Below are 14,752 nucleotides of genomic sequence, written 5' to 3'. Positions count from 1 at the left end.
GAGCCGGGTCCTCCCGCTTCGGCAGGGGCGGGTCTGTGCGGTTCAGATACTCCCCCCGGTATGACCGGGCGGCCGAACCGTGCGGCACAGGGCCCTCCTCCTTTCGCCGCGCCCGAGGGGCCGGTCCGCTCTCTCGATACTCCCCGGGGTATGGAGGGGCGGGCGGTCGCCCACAGGGCGCCCACGCGGCGCCCACGAACCACCGACGGCCCGCCCGGGCCGTCCGAGAACCCACGGAGACACATGAGCGGCAACAGCATCGACGTGCACGCCGTGCGCAGCCTGGTCGAGACCGACCCCGACACCCTGCTGGTGGACGTGCGCACCGCGGCCGAGTACGAGAGCTCCCACATCCCCGGAGCGGTCAACCTGCCCCTGCAGCGGGTGGACGACCACCTGGCGCGCATCGCAGCCGAGGCCGGGCGCGGCCTCGTCCTGGTCTGCCAGTCCGGGGCCAGGGCCCGCCGGTGCCAGGACAGGCTGGCGGAGGCGGGCCTGCGGGACACGGCGGTGATGAGCGGCGGCATGAACGCCTGGGAGGCCCAGGGAGCCCCCGTCGTGCGGGGGCGGGAGCGGTGGGCGCTGGAGCGCCAGGTCCGCCTGGTCGCCGGGGGTCTCGTGCTCGTCTCCGTGCTGGCCTCCCTCCTGTGGCCGCCCGCGGTGGCGCTCGCCGGGCTCATCGGCGCCGGCCTGGCCTTCGCCGCGGTCACCGACACCTGCATGATGGGCACGGCCCTGGCCCGCCTGCCCTACAACCGGCCCCGCGGCCACGTCGACATCGAGGACTCCCTCGGACGGATCGCCGCCCGCCGGTGACCCGGGCGCCGCCGCCGGACCCGCCGGAAGCGGCCCGGACCGCCGCACGGGCCCGCCCCGGCCACGGCCCGGGAGCGGCGCCGACCGCCGGGCCCGCACGGCGCCGACACGAACCCCGGGGCCGGGACCGGCCCGCAACCATCGCCGCACCCGCTCCTGTGGATACCCCCCGGAGTATCCACAGGAGCGGCGGACAACCACCCACAAGGAGAGACATGCTGCTGGAACGCGTCTACGACGACGACCTCGCCCAGGCGAGCTACCTCATCGGCTGCCAGGCCCGGGGAGAGGCCGTCGTGGTCGACCCCCGCCGCGACATCGGCGAGTACCTCGACCTGGCACGCAGGCACGGCATGCGGATCGTGGCCGTGACCGAGACCCACATCCACGCCGACTACCTCTCCGGCACACGCGAACTCGCCGCGGCGACGGGCGCCACCGCGTACGTCTCCGGCGAGGGCGGCGAGGACTGGCAGTACGGCTTCGACGCCGAACGGCTCATGGACGGCGACACCGTCACCGTCGGCAACATCACCGTGCGGGCCCGGCACACCCCCGGGCACACCCCCGAACACCTGTCCTTCCTGATCACCGACGGGGCCTTCAGCGACCGGCCGGGCTACCTGCTCTCCGGCGACTTCGTCTTCGCCGGCGACATCGGCCGCCCCGACCTGCTCGACGAGGCCGCCGGGGGAGAGGACACACGCTTCGAGGGCGCGCGCCACCTGTTCGCCGGCCTGCGCGACACCTTCCTGGCCCTGCCCGACCACGTCCAGGTCCTCCCCGGGCACGGGGCCGGCAGCGCGTGCGGCAAGGCACTCGGAGCGCTCCCGGCCACCACGGTCGGATACGAGCGCCTCAACGCCTGGTGGGGGCCCTACCTGCGCGACGGCGACGAGAAGGGCTTCGTCGACGAACTCCTCGACGGACAGCCCGACGCCCACGCGTACTTCGCCCGGATGAAGCGCCAGAACAGGGAGGGGCCCGAGATCCTGGGCCCCCCGGCCCCGCTGCCCGAACTCGCGAACGCCGCGATCGGCAGAGCCCTGGAGGAGGACCGGATCGTGTTCGTCGACACCCGGCCCCACACCGAGGTGCACCGCGGCACCGTGGCCGGGGCGCTGAACGTCCCCGGCCCGGCCAAGGCCGCGAGTTTCGGCGCCTGGGCCCACGACCCGGAGACCGAGACCCGCCCCCTGGTGCTCCTCGCGCCCGACGGCGGCACCGCCGGGGAGGTGCGCGACCACCTGCTGAGGGTCGGCATCGACCGCGTCGCCGGCTACACCACCGGGCTCGAGGGCCTGCCGACGACCGTTCCGGCCGTCATCGCCCCCGCGCACCTGGAGGACTACGGGGCCGCACTCGTCCTGGACGTGCGCAACAGGGCCGAACACGCCGCGGGACACATCCCCGGCTCCACCCAGATCAGCGCGGGCCGGGTCCTGTGGCACCTCGACGAGCTGCCCGACGACGGCCCCGTCGTGACCTACTGCCAGGCGGGCGCGCGCAACTCCGTCGCGGCCAGCGCCCTGCGCCGCGCCGGCTACGACGTCGTCGAACTCGACGGCAGCTACACGGGCTGGACCGCCTGGAAGCAGGAACGGGACGCCCGGCCCTGAGCGGCCGCCGACCCGGCCCGACGACAGGGGCGGGGCCCGCCGGCGCCCGGCGACGGCCCCGCCCCGGCGCCCGCCCGGACGGGGCGGCGCACCCGACCGACCCGACCACCCCGCCCCCCCGACCCGACCACCCCGCCCCCCCGGACCGACCGGGGGCGCACCGCCCACGCGGCCGCGCCCGCAGAACCACGCCACGGAGAGTGACGAAGCATGGAGTTCCCACTGATCCTCGTCGTGGGCCCCGCCCTGGTGGTGGGGCTCGCGCTCGGACTGCTCGGAGGCGGCGGCTCCATCCTGATGGTCCCGCTGCTGAGCTACGTCGCGGGCATGGACCCCAAGGGCGCCGTGGCCGCCTCCCTGTTCGTCGTCGGCGTGACGTCGCTGGTCGGGGCGGCCACCCACGCGCGCAGGGGCAACGTCCGGTGGCGCACCGGCCTGGTCTTCGGGGCGTCCGGCATGGCGGGCGCCTTCGCCGGCGGCCTCGTGGGCGGACACGTCCCAGGGGCCCTGCTGATGACCGCCTTCGCCCTCATGATGGTCGCCACCGCGGCGGCCATGCTCCTCGGCAGGGGGAAGACCTCCGCCGGGGACGGCGAGCGGCGGCGCGACGGCCTGCCCCTCAGGCGGATCGTCCTCGACGGCCTGGCCGTGGGCGCCGTCACCGGTCTGGTCGGCGCGGGCGGCGGCTTCCTCGTGGTGCCCGCACTGGCGCTGCTCGGCGGCCTCGCGATGCCCGCCGCCGTGGGGACCTCCCTGCTCGTGATCGCCATGAAGTCCTTCGCCGGACTCGCCGGGTACCTGACGACGGTGAGCCCGGACTGGACGCCGGTCGCCGTGGTCACCGTCGCCGCCGTCGCGGGATCGCTCCTCGGCGCGCCACTGGCCTCCCGGGTGCCCGAGGGCGCGCTGCGCAAGGGGTTCGGCGCCTTCGTCCTGGCCGTGGGCGTCCTCGTCCTCGCCCAGGAGCTCCCCGCGCCGTTCGGCCCCGCCGTGGCGGCCGGAGCCGCCGTGCTCGCGCTCCTGGCCGTCCTCTGCCGTGTCGCGGGGGAGCACTGCCCCCTGCCGCTGCTGAGGGCACGGGCCTGAGGGGGAGCCGGGCGCCTGAGCACTCCGCGCTCCCCGGACCCCGATGGGGCGCCGGCCTGTCGGGTCCGCCCCGTCGGACGCCCCCTGATCACCGCCCCCGGGAGCGCCCCGGGACCCGGCGGCAGGCGGGGCGCGACCCGGCGCGGTCCAGGGAGCCGGGGCCCGGGCGGAGGGCGGCCCTACCCCGAGGCCCCGCGCCTGCGCCGCCGTGACGGTCGGACGAGCAGTCCGATGACCACGCCGGCGGCGACCGACACGGCCAGAGCGGCCCACAGCGGCGCCGTCAGGGAGACGACCAGGAACTGGATCTGCGCCGTGTCCCGGTTCTGTGCCACGAAGAGGACGGTGACGACGAGCAGGACCAGCGCCACCCACATGCGGGGCGGGACCGACGACAGCCCCTTGCGCGACGATCCGTGCCCGGCGGTCCCGTCGACCGGTGGTGGGGGAGCGTTCATCGGATCGCCTCCTGCGCTCGTGGGAAGGGGGCCTCGGAGCGGGGCCCGCGTACTTCCTCCGGCGCGGCCTGCCGGTCGCCGCGACCGGTAGGAACGGGATTCCCCGCCCGGCCGCGCGCGAGGGCCGGAAACCGGAAATTCTTCTCCCCGATTCGACAGGCAGCGGGGCCGGGACCGCGTGTGGGCGGTCCGTCGGGGTGTTCGTTCCACGGACGAACGGGGTCGGGGGCGATGACAGTGCAGGTCGGAGCGGGTCCGGGGTGTTCGTGTCAGAACCCCGACTTCCTATGCGTCCCCCCGGGGACGCCTCGCACCGGGCGGCGGGGCGGGGGAGCGGCCGCGGTTCCCGCCAGGGGGCTCCCCCCGCACCCCCGCCGGTCGGCCCCCGCCGACCCCGGCGCCGCACGTCCGGGCGCCGGGGACGGTCCCGCGCGCCACCGTCCGGCCCGGCGCCCCCGGTGGGACCCGCCCCCGGCCGCCGCGGGATGATCGCGGGGCCGGCACAACGGTCGGCGCAGTCGAGGGGAGCCCTGCCGTGACCGGACGTCTGCTGCACGTGGGACCGGTGATCGTCGACGTCGTGATGGAGGTCGACGCCCTCCCCCGGGCCGGCGGGGGAGTGTTCGCCTCCTCAGCGCGGACCGTGGCCGGAGGCGGCTTCAACGTCATCGCCGCCGCGGCGCGCGCGGGCATGGAGGTGGTCTACGCGGGGTCGCACGGGACCGGGCCCCACGGGGACCTGGTCCGTGCCGCGCTGCGCTCGGAGGGGGTCGCGGTGGCACACGCCCCCTTCCCCGACGCGGACACCGGCTTCTGCGTGGCCCTGGTGGACGGCGACGCCGAACGCACCTTCATCACCCGGTTGGGCGCCGAGACGGAGGTGTCCCTGGCCGAGCTGCGCACCCTGCGGCCCCGGCCGGGGGACTCCGTCTACACCGTGGGGTACTCGCTGCTGCCCGGACCGCGCGCCGACGACCTCCTCACCTGGATCGGCGACCTCCCCGAGGGGGTGCGCCTGGTCCTGGACCCGGCGCCGGTCGTGGGCGACCTTCCCCGGCGGACCCTGGACCGGGCCCTGGCCCGCGTCGACCTGCTCAGCCTCAGCGCCGCCGAGGCCGCGACCGTGACCGGGAGCAGCGTCCCCGAGGAGGCCGCCGCGCTCCTCCTGTCCCGGATCCGCCCCGGCGGCACGGTGGTCGTGCGCGACGCCGCGAAGGGCTGCGCGGTGGCCGGGGCCGGGAACGCACCCCTGCGTGTGCCCGGTTTTCCCGTGCGCGCCGTGGACACCAACGGGGCGGGCGACGCGCACGTGGGCGTGTTCACCGCCGCGGTGGCCGGCGGCCTGGCCGCCGTGGAGGCCGCCCGCAGGGCCAACGCGGCCGCCGCGCTCTCCGTCACCCGCCGCGGACCGGCCACGGGTCCCACAGCGGGGGAGACGGACGCCTTCCTCGCGCGGCATCGGGACGAGGCGCTCCCGGACCGGAGCCGGTGAGCCGACCGGAGGCGTCGCCGGTGGGGCGTGGGCCCTGCGACGGCCGGGCGGCCGGTCCCGAAGGGTGGGGCCGGGGAGGCGGCGCACGTGCGCGGGTGCTAGCTTCCCTCCCGTGACGGAGCACCAGGAGCGGACCAGGGCGGCCTACGACGGGGTCGTCGAGCTGTACGCGTCGATGTTCGCCGACCGGTTGGAGACGCAGCCGTTCGCGCGGAACATGATCGGCACCTTCGCCGAGCTGGTGCGCGGGACGGGCAACCCGCGCGCGGCCGACGTCGGGTGCGGGCCCGGGCACCTGACGGCCATGCTGCACGAACGGGGGCTGGACGCCTTCGGGCTCGACCTCTCCCCGGCCATGGTCGACCACGCCCGGCGGGCCCATCCGGAGCTGCGGTTCGACGAGGCGCGCATGGAGGCCCTGCCGGTCGGGGACGGCGCGCTCGGCGGCGTGCTGGCCCACTACTCGATGATCCACACCCCGCCCGGGGAACTGCCCGCGCTGCTCGCCGAGCAGGCACGCGTCCTGGCGCCGCAGGGCCTGCTCCTGGCCTCGTTCTTCGCCACCGACGGACCGGAGCCGGTCCGCTTCGACCACAAGGTGGCGCCCGCCTACAGCTGGCCGGTGGACCGGTTCGCCGCGCTGATGGCCGGGGCCGGGCTCGTCCCGTTCGCACGGCTGGTCCACGACCCGGCCTCCGAGCGGGGCTTCCTCGACGCCCACGTGCTGGCCCGCCTGGACCGGCCGGGCGGATCCGGGCAGAGCGCGCCCTGAGGAGGGGCGGGCACGCCACCCCATCAGCGGTCCGGCCTCCCGACCGACCGGCAGGGGCACGGTCCGACCCCAGAACTCAACGGTTCCGGCGACGGAAGTGCTCACCTGCCGGCGGCTACGGCGCCAAGATTCACCGACCCGGCAGATCCCATCAGGCGGCGTCGACGACCTCGTGCAGGCGCAGCCGCCGGTTGAACCCGCCGGCCACCCGCGCGACGACGGCGCGCGGCAGCAGGCGCGCGGGCCAGGTCATGACCCGGTTCACGGTCCGGCCCGGGTAGGACACCGCGCGCCGCCGGGCGTAGTCGTCCAGGGTGTGGGCCGCGACGGTGGCCGCCGTGTCGGCCTGGGGGCCGATCGTGGCCGAGGTGCCGTCGAAGAAGCCGGTCGCGATCGCGCCGGGGTGCGCCGCCATGACGTGGACGCCGGTGCCGCGCAGCTCCTCGGCCAGCGCCTCGGTGAAGGAGAGCACGAAGGCCTTGGTCGCGCCGTAGCTGGCCTGGTACGGCATGGGCTGGAAGGCCGCGGTGGAGGAGACGTTGACGATGCCGCCGGAGCCGCGGGCGACCATCTCCGCACCGATCGTGTGGGTCAGCGCGAGCAGGCCGCTGACATTGAGCCCGACGGAGGCCAGTTGCGGCCCGAGGGGGCGGGTCAGGAACGGGCCCACGCTGCCCATGCCGGCATTGTTGAGCAGCAGGTCGACGGTCAGGCCGCGCTCGCGCAGCTCCCGCAGGATCCGCTCCGGGCCGTCCGGGGCGGCGAGGTCGCCGGTGACCACCTCGGCCGCCCCGGCGCCCGGCGCCCCGGCCCCTTGTCCGCCGTGCCGTTCCCGGATCTGCGCGGCGAGCTCCTGAAGGTCCCCCTCCGAGCGGGCCAGCAGGATCACCCGCGCCCCCCGGCGTGCCAGTTCCAGGGCGTAGGCCCGCCCCAGCCCCTTGGACGCGCCCGTGACGAGCGCGGTGGTACCGCGGTAGTCGTCTTTCACAGGTCCCCCTTTGTTTCGAGTCTCGAAGTACCAAGCTAGCATGATCCTTCGATGCTCGAAGCGTTTGTAGAATGGCGGCATGACCACACCCGAACTCACCGCGGTGGTCGCCGCGACCCACGACATCTGGATGCGGACCAACGACCTGATCGGGCAGGCGCTGGCCGGTCACCAGCTGACGCCGGCGACCTTCCAGGCGCTGTGGGCCGTCGACCCGGACGAGCCGCCGCCCTCGATGAAGGTCATGGCCGAGCGCCTGTACTGCAACGCCCCGAACCTGACCTTCATCACCAACCAGCTCGCCGACAGGGGCCTGGTCGAGCGCGCCGTGGACCCCGACGACCGCCGCTCCCGGGTCCTGGTCCTGACCGACAAGGGCCGCGCGGTCCGCGACGAACTGGTCCGGGCGACGCTGGAGAAGACCCCGCTGGCGGCGCTGTCCGACAGCGAGCTGAGGCAGCTCATGGCCCTGCTCGGCCGCGTGGTCCGACCCGGCTGAACCACCGGGCGGGGGCGCTCCGCCGACGCCGCGCCGACGCCGTGCCGCCCCACCGGTCCCCGGCGGGAGCCCTCGGCGGCCCGAACCGGTCGGACGGCCCACGGCCCGCCCGGTCGGCCCGAAGGCCGCGAAACCGGACGGAGCGGGCTCCGGGGCGCGCCCCGGAGGTCACCGTCCCCGGCTCCGGCCCCGCCGGGCTAGGACCGCCCGCCCACGGCGGTGAGGGGCGCGGGAACGGCGCCCGAAGGCCGGATGCGCGGACCGGCCGACTGCCCGGGGACGAGTGCGTCCGCGCGCCGGAAACCGCTCGGGCTGACGCCCCGGATCCGCTTGAACGCCGCGCTGAAGGCGAACGCGTCGGAGTAGCCCACGGCGCGGGCGACCTCGGCGACGGTCGCCGACTCCCGCTCGACCAGCAGGTCCGCCGCGAGCGTCATGCGCCAGCGGGCGAGGTAGGTCAGCGGCGGTTCGCCGACCAGGTCCGCGAACCGCTTGGCCAGGGTCGAACGCGACACCCCGGCCCGCACGGCCAGGGAGGCGACCGTCCAGGGCGCCGCCGGTTCCGCGTGCAGCAGGCGCAGTGCGGCGCCGACCACCGGATCGCGCTGGGCGGCGTACCAGGCCGGCGGCTCGCCGCCGGGACGGTCGAAGTAGTCGCGCACCGAGCAGACCAGCAACCAGTCCAGCAGGCGGTCCAGGACCACCTGCTGGCCCGGGGTGTCGGCGGCGACCTCGGCCGCCAGGTGCTCCATGACGGGATCGGCCCCGCCGCCGGAGGCCACGCGCAGCACCACGGGCAGCGCCTCCAGCAGCCTGCGGCTGACCTCGCCGCTCGCCGCGTAGGCGCCCACCACCAGCGTCGTCGCGCCCTCGCCCGGGACGCCGCAGCTGTCGCTCCAGCCGACCCGGTGCCGGGTCCCGCCCTGCTCGGGCGTCGCGCAGTACTCGCCGCAGTCCACCGCCTCGGCCCGGGTGCCGGGCTCGTCCACGAAGGAGAAGGGCGCGGGACCCCGCACGATGACCGTCTCCCCGGCGCGCAGCGGCTCGGGCGTGAGCCCCTCCGGCACGATCCAGCCGCCCCCGCCCAGGACGGTGCACAGCGTCAGCGGCGCCCCGTCCACGAAGCGCAGAGCCCACGGCGGGGTCAACGTGGAGCTGCCGAACAGCGAGCCCTGGGCCCGCATCCCCCGGAAGAGGTCACCGAACGCGTCCATGCCCACGAGATTAGACGATCGCAAAGGGCTTCCGGTGTCTCGCCCATGGAATCGTCCGGACGGATGCCGTTGAATCGCTGTCATGAACAACGACACCACCCTCGTCCTCGGCGCCACCGGCAAGACCGGCCGACGGGTCGCCGCCCGCTTGCGGCTGCGCGGCCTCCAGGTGCGCGCCGCCTCCCGCACCAGCCCCACCCCCTTCGACTGGTCCGACCCCGGCGGCTGGGACGCGGCCCTGCGGGGCGTCACCGCCGCCTACGTGGTGGCCCCGACCGTGCCCGGACCGGTGCACGAGTTCGTGGAGCGGGCCGGGGCCGCGGGCGTGCGGCACCTGGTACTGCTCTCCGGGCGCGGCGCCGACACCTGGGGCGACTCCGATTTCGGGCTGGACATGCGCTCGGCCGAGGACGCCGTGCGCGGCTCGGCACTGGAGTGGACCGTCCTGCGGCCGTCCAACTTCGCCCAGAACTTCGACGAGGACCTCTTCCACGCCCCGCTGGTCGCCGGAGAGCTGGTGCTCCCCGCCGGAGCGGTCCCCGAACCGTTCATCGACCTGGAGGACGTCGCCGACGTGGCGGCCGCGGTGCTGGCCGGACCCGGAGAGCACGCCGGGCGGACCTACGAGCTGACAGGGCCGCGCGCGCTCACCTTCGCCGAGGCCGTCGAGCTGATCTCCCGCGCGTCCGGGCAGACCATCGCCTACAAGCAGGTCTCCCCGGCCGAGTACACCGCGGCGCTGGTCCGGGAGGGCTGGGGCGAGGACGACGCCCACCACGTCGCCGAGATGTTCGTGCTGATGGAGCGCGGGGTGATCGCCGCGACGACGGACGACGTCGCCGCCGTGCTGGGACGCGGGCCCCGCACCTTCGAGGACTACGTCGTACGGGTCGCCGCGGCGGGAGCCTGGCGGCCGTGACCCCCGCGGCGGCCGCCCGGGACCCCCTGCGCCTCGGCGGGCGGGAGCCCCGCGCGCAGGGGCGGCCCCCGGCCGCCGCCGACCCCGTGCTCCGCACCGCCCGTTCGCCGCACGCGCGAACGGACGGCGCGGACCGCCCACCGTCACCACCGTGTTCGGAGAGGAAAGCGATGAGCACCGCCACCGACCTGCTGACCGCCGAGGACCTGGAGTTCCTCCGGCGACCCCTGCACGGGTTCCTGTCCGTGGCCGGGGGAGCTGAGCCGCCCCAGCCCCGGCCCGTGTGGTTCGAGGCCACGGACGAGGGGACCCTCCAGCTCTTCACGGAGCCGGACGCGCTCAAGGTGCGGCGCCTGCGCCGCGACCCCCGCGCCTCGATCGTCGTCGCGGCCCCGGTGGGCGAGCGCGAGCGCTGGGTGTCCGTCGTCGGCCGTGCCACGCTGGAGGCCGACGGGGCGCGCGACCTGGCCGCCCGCCTGGCCGCCCGCTACTGGGACCTCGAGGACCCGGCACGCGCCGAGGAGCTCGCGGGGATGCTCGCCGACGACCACCTCCGCGTCGTCATCCACCCGCAGACCGTGCGCCGACTGACGCACTGACCCGCTGCCCCGGGCGCCCGCCGCGGACCGGGTCCGCCCCGGGCGCCCGGCACGTTCCCGCGCCTCCGGCACCGCGACGGCGCCGGCCCGCCCGGCCCGGGCGCGAGAACCGCGTCGTCCCAGCTCCCCGCGCCGGGCCCTTTCCCGGTCCCCGTCGACGCATGACATCTGTCATGCCGGACCCGTGCGGATCGTGCGGGAAACCCATGACCCGTGACACTCCGTCACGGCTCGGCTCCGGCCTAGGTTCGAGGCATGGACCCCGACGACCACCGTTCCCCCTTCCCGCCAGGCCCTGCCGTCGCTGCTCCCCGCCCCGGGCGGGGAGCAGCGACGGCGGCCGTCCCGGGAGCCGGGGAACGGGGTCGCGGGCCGACGGCGGCCTCGGGACCGACACAGGTGAGGACGGACATGGGACGAAGGCGTGGAGCAGGACGGAACTGGGCCGTGGCGGCGGTGATCGGCCTCGCCGGACCGCTGGTCGCGGTACCGGCCGCGGCCGACGAGCAGGGCGCGGAGCCCGCGGGGCGGGTGGAGTGGGGCGCCTGCCCCGAGGAGGTGGCGGCCGAGGCGCCCGGGATCGAGTGCGGCCTGGTGCCCGTGCCCCTGGACCACTCCGACCCCGGGGGCGCGCAGATCGAGATCATGGTGTCCCGGCTGGCGAGCCAGAACCCGGACGAGCGGCGCGGCGTGCTGATGTTCAACCCGGGCGGCCCGGGCGGCTCCGGGCTGACGATGCCGGCGGACCTGGTCTCCCGGGGCCTGCCCGCCGAGGTCTCGGACAGCTACGACCTCATCGGCATGGACACCCGCGGAGTTGGGTACTCGGCGCCGATCAGCTGCGGTTTCACCGACGAGCAGGACTACCGGGGCGCCATCCCGCCCTACGCGGTCGACGACGCGGCGGTCGTCGAACAGGCCGCTGCCGCCGAGGCGGTCGCCGCCCAGTGCGCCGACAACGACCGCGACGGCAGGCTGCGCCACGTGTCGACGGCCAACATGGCACGCGACCTGGACCTGATCCGGGAGGCGCTGGGAGAGTCGAAGACCAGCTTCTACGGGGCCTCCTACGGCACGGCGCTGGGCGCCGCCTACGCCTCGATGTTCCCCGAGCGCTCCGACCGGATCGTGCTCGACAGCAACATCGGCGACACCCACCTCGACCACGAGGGGATGCGCAGGTACGGCCTGGGCGCCGAGGAGACCTTCCCGGACTTCGCGCGATGGGCCGCCGAACGCCACGACGAGTACGGCCTGGGAGAGTCGGAGGAGGAGGTGCGTCAGACCTACTTCGCGCTCGCCGAGCGACTGGACGAGGCCCCGGCGGACACGGCCGGCGGCCCCGTCGACGGCGGCCTCTTCCGGCTGTCCACCTTCGTGGGGCTCTACAGCGAGCTGTCCTACCCCGTGACGGCGCAGGCCTGGCAGGAACTGCTCGCCTCCGACCCGGCGGCGGCCGGGGAGCTGCCGGACGGGACCCCGGACACCGGCGAGGCGGCCCCCGGCGCCCGGCCCGCGACGGACGCCGGGCTGTCGCCGTACGACAACACCTGGTCGGTGTTCCTCGCCGTCACCTGCAACGACGTCGAATGGCCCGAGGACGTCGACACCTACCGGCGCAGCGTCGCCGAGGACCGCGAGAGGTACCCGCTGTTCGGCGCCGCCTCCGCCAACGCCATGCCCTGCGCCTCCTGGTCCTCCGGACCGTCCGAGCCGCCGGTGGAGGTCCTCGACGAGGGACCGGGCAACGTCCTGATCGTGCAGAACCGGCGCGACCCGGTCACACCGCACCTGGGCGGGGTGCTGCTCGACGAGAAGTTCGGCCAGCGCTCCCGGCTGGTGAGCGTCGACGGCAGCGGGCACGGCGTCTACGTCAACGGCGACAACGCGTGCGCGCAGGACGTGACCACGGCCTTCCTGGTCGGGGGCGACCTGCCGGAGCAGGACACCTCCTGTCCCGCCTGAGCGCCCCGGGGCCCGTGACCCGACGGGCCCCGGCGCCGCTCCCGCCGGCCGGCCGGAGCGCACAGAAGGAACAGGGGTGACCGCGGCCCCCGTGGGGGCGGGTGGGGCGACAGTCCCGGCCGCGCCCGCCCCCGCTCGCCCAGGGCCGCGCGACCGCCACCACCGGAACCGCCCGCCCCGCGAGACAGGGCGCGCGGGGACCGTCCACCGCCAAGACACCCGTCCTCCCGCCGGGGCGGCCCCGAGGCCGCCGAGGCGTTCCCACACGACGACAGGGAGCCCGAGATGCTCAAGGAGTGGCAGCGGCGCCGAGCCGCACGACGTGTAGAACCCGGGAACGGGAAGCCGCTGAAGCCCTTCCGCTGGTGGCAGCCGCTCTCCCGTGTCCTGTTCCACCTCCCGCTGCGCAGCGGCGACGGCGGGCGGACGGACTACGCCGTCGAGGTCCGCTACGCACAGCGGTTCTTCTCCGAGGACGGCAAGGGCAGGGCCCACCTGTACCTCGACGGCAGGCACCACGCCGAGTCCAGGCTCCCCGCCGCCTTCCCCGTCCGGGGCGGCACGATCGAGGTGGCGCTGACACCCTTCGGCCTCAAGCGCTGCCACTACGTCACCGACGGGGGAGCCGAACACCAGCTCGTCCCGGACCGGCGCTCGGCCGAGGGGCGGCGTGCGCGACTGGACCGCGAGCACCCCGTGCTGAGCCGCGGGATCGGCCTCTGCTCACTGGTCCTGCTCCTCGTCCCCGCGCTCCTCCTCGTCCCGCAGCTCATCGAGGCGGCCTTCCAGGTGCCGCCCGTGACCGAGCGCTTCGGAACCTTCACCTCGCCCGTCCAGCTGCCGCTCTGGCTCAACATCGCGCTCACCCTCGGCGCCTCCGCGGCGAGCACGGAGCGCGCGCTGCGCCTGCGGTACAACTGGCTGCTGGACTCCGCCGCCCAGGGGGAGTGACGGCGCGGCCCGTCGACCGGCCACCGGGCGTCCCGCCCCCGTCGCGCGGACCGCGCCCGCGCCGCCCCGCGGCCGAGGGCGGGGCGGCGGCAGGGGGCGGGTTTCCCCCCGTTGGAGGCTTCTGGGTCCTGTCCCCCGACAAAAGGACGACAACCCTCAACCGTTCTTTCAAGGATACGGTTGAGGGGTATGAGCCAAGACATTCGAGACTTCGCGACCACGCCGTGCGAGCTGCTGGCCCTCGGCGAACCGGTCCACCCCACACAGGAACCGGTCTTCGGGCACGTCCGCAACGACGTCTTCGCCTCGCTCGCCGAGCTGGGCTACCGGTCCATCGCCCTGGAGACCGACCGGGTGGCCGCGCTGGCGGTGGACGACTTCGTCCGGCACGGGCGGGGAACCCTCGACACGGCGATGGACGAGGGCTTCTCGCACGGCTTCGGGGCCCTGGAGGTCAACCGGCGGCTGGTCGCCTGGATGCGCGCGTACAACGAGGACCGCCCCGCCGAGGAGCGGCTGGCCTTCCACGGCTTCGACATCCCGGCCGAGAACACCAGCGCACCCAGCCCCCGGCTCCACCTGGAACACGTGTGCGACTACCTCGGGACCGCCCCGGACCTCGCGGGCCTGCTCGGCGACGACGAGCGGTGGAGCCGCCAGGAGGCGATCCTGGACCCGGCGGCCTCGGTCGGCGCAGGCCCCGGTGCCGAGCGGCTGCGCGTGATCGCCGACGACATGCTCACCTCGCTCCACGCACGCGCACCGGAACTGGTCGCGGCGACCTCCCGCGCCGACTGGTTCCGGGCCCGCACCCACCTCGCCGCCGGCCTCGGCCTGCTGCGCTACCACGGGCAGGCGGCCCGGCGCGTCGAGGAGAGCGCACGCATCTCCGGCCTCCTGGCCACCAGGGACGCGCTCATGGCCCAGAACCTCCTGGAGATCCGCGGCATCGAGGCCGAACGCGGCCCCACGCTCGCCTTCGCGCACAACAGCCACCTGCAGCGCAACCCGAGCTCGATGAGCATGGCGGGCATGGACCTCGGCTGGCACTCCGCGGGCTCCGTCGTCGGCACCCTGCTGGGTCGGCGGTACACCGTCGTCATCGGCAGCCTGGGCCGCAGCGGGGCCCTCGGGCTCGCGGAGCCCGAACCGGACACCTACGAGGGCCTCCTCCAGAGCCGCGCCACCGGTTGGGGCCTGACCGGGGCGGCCGAGATCGCCTCCGGGCGCACGCGCACCGACGCCCGGCCCGAGAGGGGCTACTTCCCCCTCGACCGGGCGCTCGTGGAGGCGGCCGACGCGATCCTGCACGTCGACGCCGGCCCCGCGGCGCCCGGGGGAGAGGACCGGACGTGACCGGCCACCGCGCGGCAC

General features: G+C 75.6%; 14 protein-coding genes. 11 read left to right on the top strand and 3 right to left on the bottom strand.

The window, feature by feature from the left end; translation table 11 throughout:
- Nucleotides 1-243 precede the first annotated feature (243 nt).
- The 3 genes from ACQPYD_RS17520 to ACQPYD_RS17510 all read left to right on the top strand — a co-directional run bounded on the left by ACQPYD_RS17520 (nt 244) and on the right by ACQPYD_RS17510 (nt 3,521).
- Entirely contained in the window at nt 244-816 is a 573-nt protein-coding gene (locus ACQPYD_RS17520; protein WP_433696670.1) for a rhodanese-like domain-containing protein, read from the top strand.
- Nucleotides 817-1,031: 215 nt separating this feature from the next.
- On the top strand, nt 1,032-2,435 hold the full coding sequence (locus ACQPYD_RS17515; protein ID WP_433696669.1) for an MBL fold metallo-hydrolase: 1,404 nt from the start codon (nt 1,032-1,034) through the stop codon (nt 2,433-2,435).
- Nucleotides 2,436-2,645: 210 nt separating this feature from the next.
- A complete protein-coding gene (locus ACQPYD_RS17510) occupies nt 2,646-3,521 on the top strand; it encodes a sulfite exporter TauE/SafE family protein (protein ID WP_433696668.1) in 876 nt (291 codons plus the stop codon).
- Between the two features lie 179 nt (nt 3,522-3,700).
- Here the strand turns inward: ACQPYD_RS17510 and ACQPYD_RS17505 are convergent, their stop codons facing one another.
- Entirely contained in the window at nt 3,701-3,979 is a 279-nt protein-coding gene (locus ACQPYD_RS17505; protein WP_433696667.1) for a LapA family protein, read from the bottom strand.
- Between the two features lie 535 nt (nt 3,980-4,514).
- Between ACQPYD_RS17505 and ACQPYD_RS17500 the strand changes: the two genes are divergently transcribed.
- Together ACQPYD_RS17500 and ACQPYD_RS17495 are read left to right on the top strand one after the other, a co-directional pair.
- Entirely contained in the window at nt 4,515-5,471 is a 957-nt protein-coding gene (locus tag ACQPYD_RS17500) for a PfkB family carbohydrate kinase (RefSeq protein WP_433696666.1), read from the top strand.
- A 112-nt stretch (nt 5,472-5,583) separates the two neighbouring features.
- On the top strand, nt 5,584-6,243 hold the full coding sequence (locus ACQPYD_RS17495) for a class I SAM-dependent methyltransferase (RefSeq protein ID WP_433696665.1): 660 nt from the start codon (nt 5,584-5,586) through the stop codon (nt 6,241-6,243).
- A 151-nt stretch (nt 6,244-6,394) separates the two neighbouring features.
- Here the strand turns inward: ACQPYD_RS17495 and ACQPYD_RS17490 are convergent, their stop codons facing one another.
- Nucleotides 6,395-7,231 (bottom strand): SDR family NAD(P)-dependent oxidoreductase, encoded by an 837-nt coding sequence (locus ACQPYD_RS17490; RefSeq protein WP_433696664.1) that lies wholly within the window; start codon nt 7,229-7,231, stop codon nt 6,395-6,397.
- Nucleotides 7,232-7,310: 79 nt separating this feature from the next.
- On the opposite strand from ACQPYD_RS17490, the gene ACQPYD_RS17485 reads away from it, so the two are divergent.
- A complete protein-coding gene (locus ACQPYD_RS17485) occupies nt 7,311-7,730 on the top strand; it encodes a MarR family winged helix-turn-helix transcriptional regulator (RefSeq protein WP_433696663.1) in 420 nt (139 codons plus the stop codon).
- A gap of 197 nt (nt 7,731-7,927) precedes the next feature.
- Here the strand turns inward: ACQPYD_RS17485 and ACQPYD_RS17480 are convergent, their stop codons facing one another.
- A complete protein-coding gene (locus ACQPYD_RS17480) occupies nt 7,928-8,944 on the bottom strand; it encodes an AraC family transcriptional regulator (RefSeq protein ID WP_433696662.1) in 1,017 nt (338 codons plus the stop codon).
- Nucleotides 8,945-9,026: 82 nt separating this feature from the next.
- Here ACQPYD_RS17480 and ACQPYD_RS17475 point away from each other — a divergent pair, with 82 nt between their 5' ends.
- The 5 genes from ACQPYD_RS17475 (at nt 9,027) to ACQPYD_RS17455 (ending at nt 14,734) form a co-directional block, all read left to right on the top strand.
- Nucleotides 9,027-9,863 (top strand): NAD(P)H-binding protein, encoded by an 837-nt coding sequence (locus ACQPYD_RS17475; RefSeq protein ID WP_433696661.1) that lies wholly within the window; start codon nt 9,027-9,029, stop codon nt 9,861-9,863.
- Between the two features lie 170 nt (nt 9,864-10,033).
- Nucleotides 10,034-10,462 (top strand): pyridoxamine 5'-phosphate oxidase family protein, encoded by a 429-nt coding sequence (locus ACQPYD_RS17470; RefSeq protein ID WP_433696660.1) that lies wholly within the window; start codon nt 10,034-10,036, stop codon nt 10,460-10,462.
- 411 nt (nt 10,463-10,873) lie between these two features.
- The gene (locus ACQPYD_RS17465) at nt 10,874-12,427 is read left to right on the top strand and encodes an alpha/beta hydrolase (RefSeq protein WP_433696659.1); all 1,554 of its coding nucleotides are present in this window, start codon (nt 10,874-10,876) and stop codon (nt 12,425-12,427) included.
- Nucleotides 12,428-12,712: 285 nt separating this feature from the next.
- Nucleotides 12,713-13,378: a hypothetical protein gene (locus tag ACQPYD_RS17460; RefSeq protein ID WP_433696658.1), complete on the top strand. Its 666-nt coding sequence runs from the start codon at nt 12,713-12,715 to the stop codon at nt 13,376-13,378.
- A gap of 189 nt (nt 13,379-13,567) precedes the next feature.
- Nucleotides 13,568-14,734 (top strand): erythromycin esterase family protein, encoded by a 1,167-nt coding sequence (locus ACQPYD_RS17455; RefSeq protein ID WP_433696657.1) that lies wholly within the window; start codon nt 13,568-13,570, stop codon nt 14,732-14,734.
- Nucleotides 14,735-14,752 lie beyond the last annotated feature (18 nt).

Origin of the sequence: Nocardiopsis sp. CA-288880 (assembly GCF_050955985.1) — a bacterium.
Lineage (GTDB): Bacteria > Actinomycetota > Actinomycetes > Streptosporangiales > Streptosporangiaceae > Nocardiopsis > Nocardiopsis tropica.
The sequence above is the reverse complement of the archived record's forward strand: the minus strand, read 5'-3'. Positions and strand labels throughout refer to the sequence as shown.

What these genes read in the sequence shown, in the direction of transcription:
- ACQPYD_RS17485 (WP_433696663.1), top strand. Translation starts at nt 7,311, where the DNA reads ATGACCACACCCGAACTCACCGCGGTGGTCGCCGCGACCCACGACATC.
- ACQPYD_RS17515 (WP_433696669.1), top strand. Translation starts at nt 1,032, where the DNA reads ATGCTGCTGGAACGCGTCTACGACGACGACCTCGCCCAGGCGAGCTAC.
- ACQPYD_RS17510 (WP_433696668.1), top strand. Translation starts at nt 2,646, where the DNA reads ATGGAGTTCCCACTGATCCTCGTCGTGGGCCCCGCCCTGGTGGTGGGG.
- ACQPYD_RS17475 (WP_433696661.1), top strand. Translation starts at nt 9,027, where the DNA reads ATGAACAACGACACCACCCTCGTCCTCGGCGCCACCGGCAAGACCGGC.
- ACQPYD_RS17505 (WP_433696667.1), bottom strand. Translation starts at nt 3,979, where the DNA reads ATGAACGCTCCCCCACCACCGGTCGACGGGACCGCCGGGCACGGATCG.
- ACQPYD_RS17520 (WP_433696670.1), top strand. Translation starts at nt 244, where the DNA reads ATGAGCGGCAACAGCATCGACGTGCACGCCGTGCGCAGCCTGGTCGAG.
- ACQPYD_RS17460 (WP_433696658.1), top strand. Translation starts at nt 12,713, where the DNA reads ATGCTCAAGGAGTGGCAGCGGCGCCGAGCCGCACGACGTGTAGAACCC.
- ACQPYD_RS17455 (WP_433696657.1), top strand. Translation starts at nt 13,568, where the DNA reads ATGAGCCAAGACATTCGAGACTTCGCGACCACGCCGTGCGAGCTGCTG.
- ACQPYD_RS17465 (WP_433696659.1), top strand. Translation starts at nt 10,874, where the DNA reads ATGGGACGAAGGCGTGGAGCAGGACGGAACTGGGCCGTGGCGGCGGTG.
- ACQPYD_RS17470 (WP_433696660.1), top strand. Translation starts at nt 10,034, where the DNA reads ATGAGCACCGCCACCGACCTGCTGACCGCCGAGGACCTGGAGTTCCTC.
- ACQPYD_RS17480 (WP_433696662.1), bottom strand. Translation starts at nt 8,944, where the DNA reads ATGGACGCGTTCGGTGACCTCTTCCGGGGGATGCGGGCCCAGGGCTCG.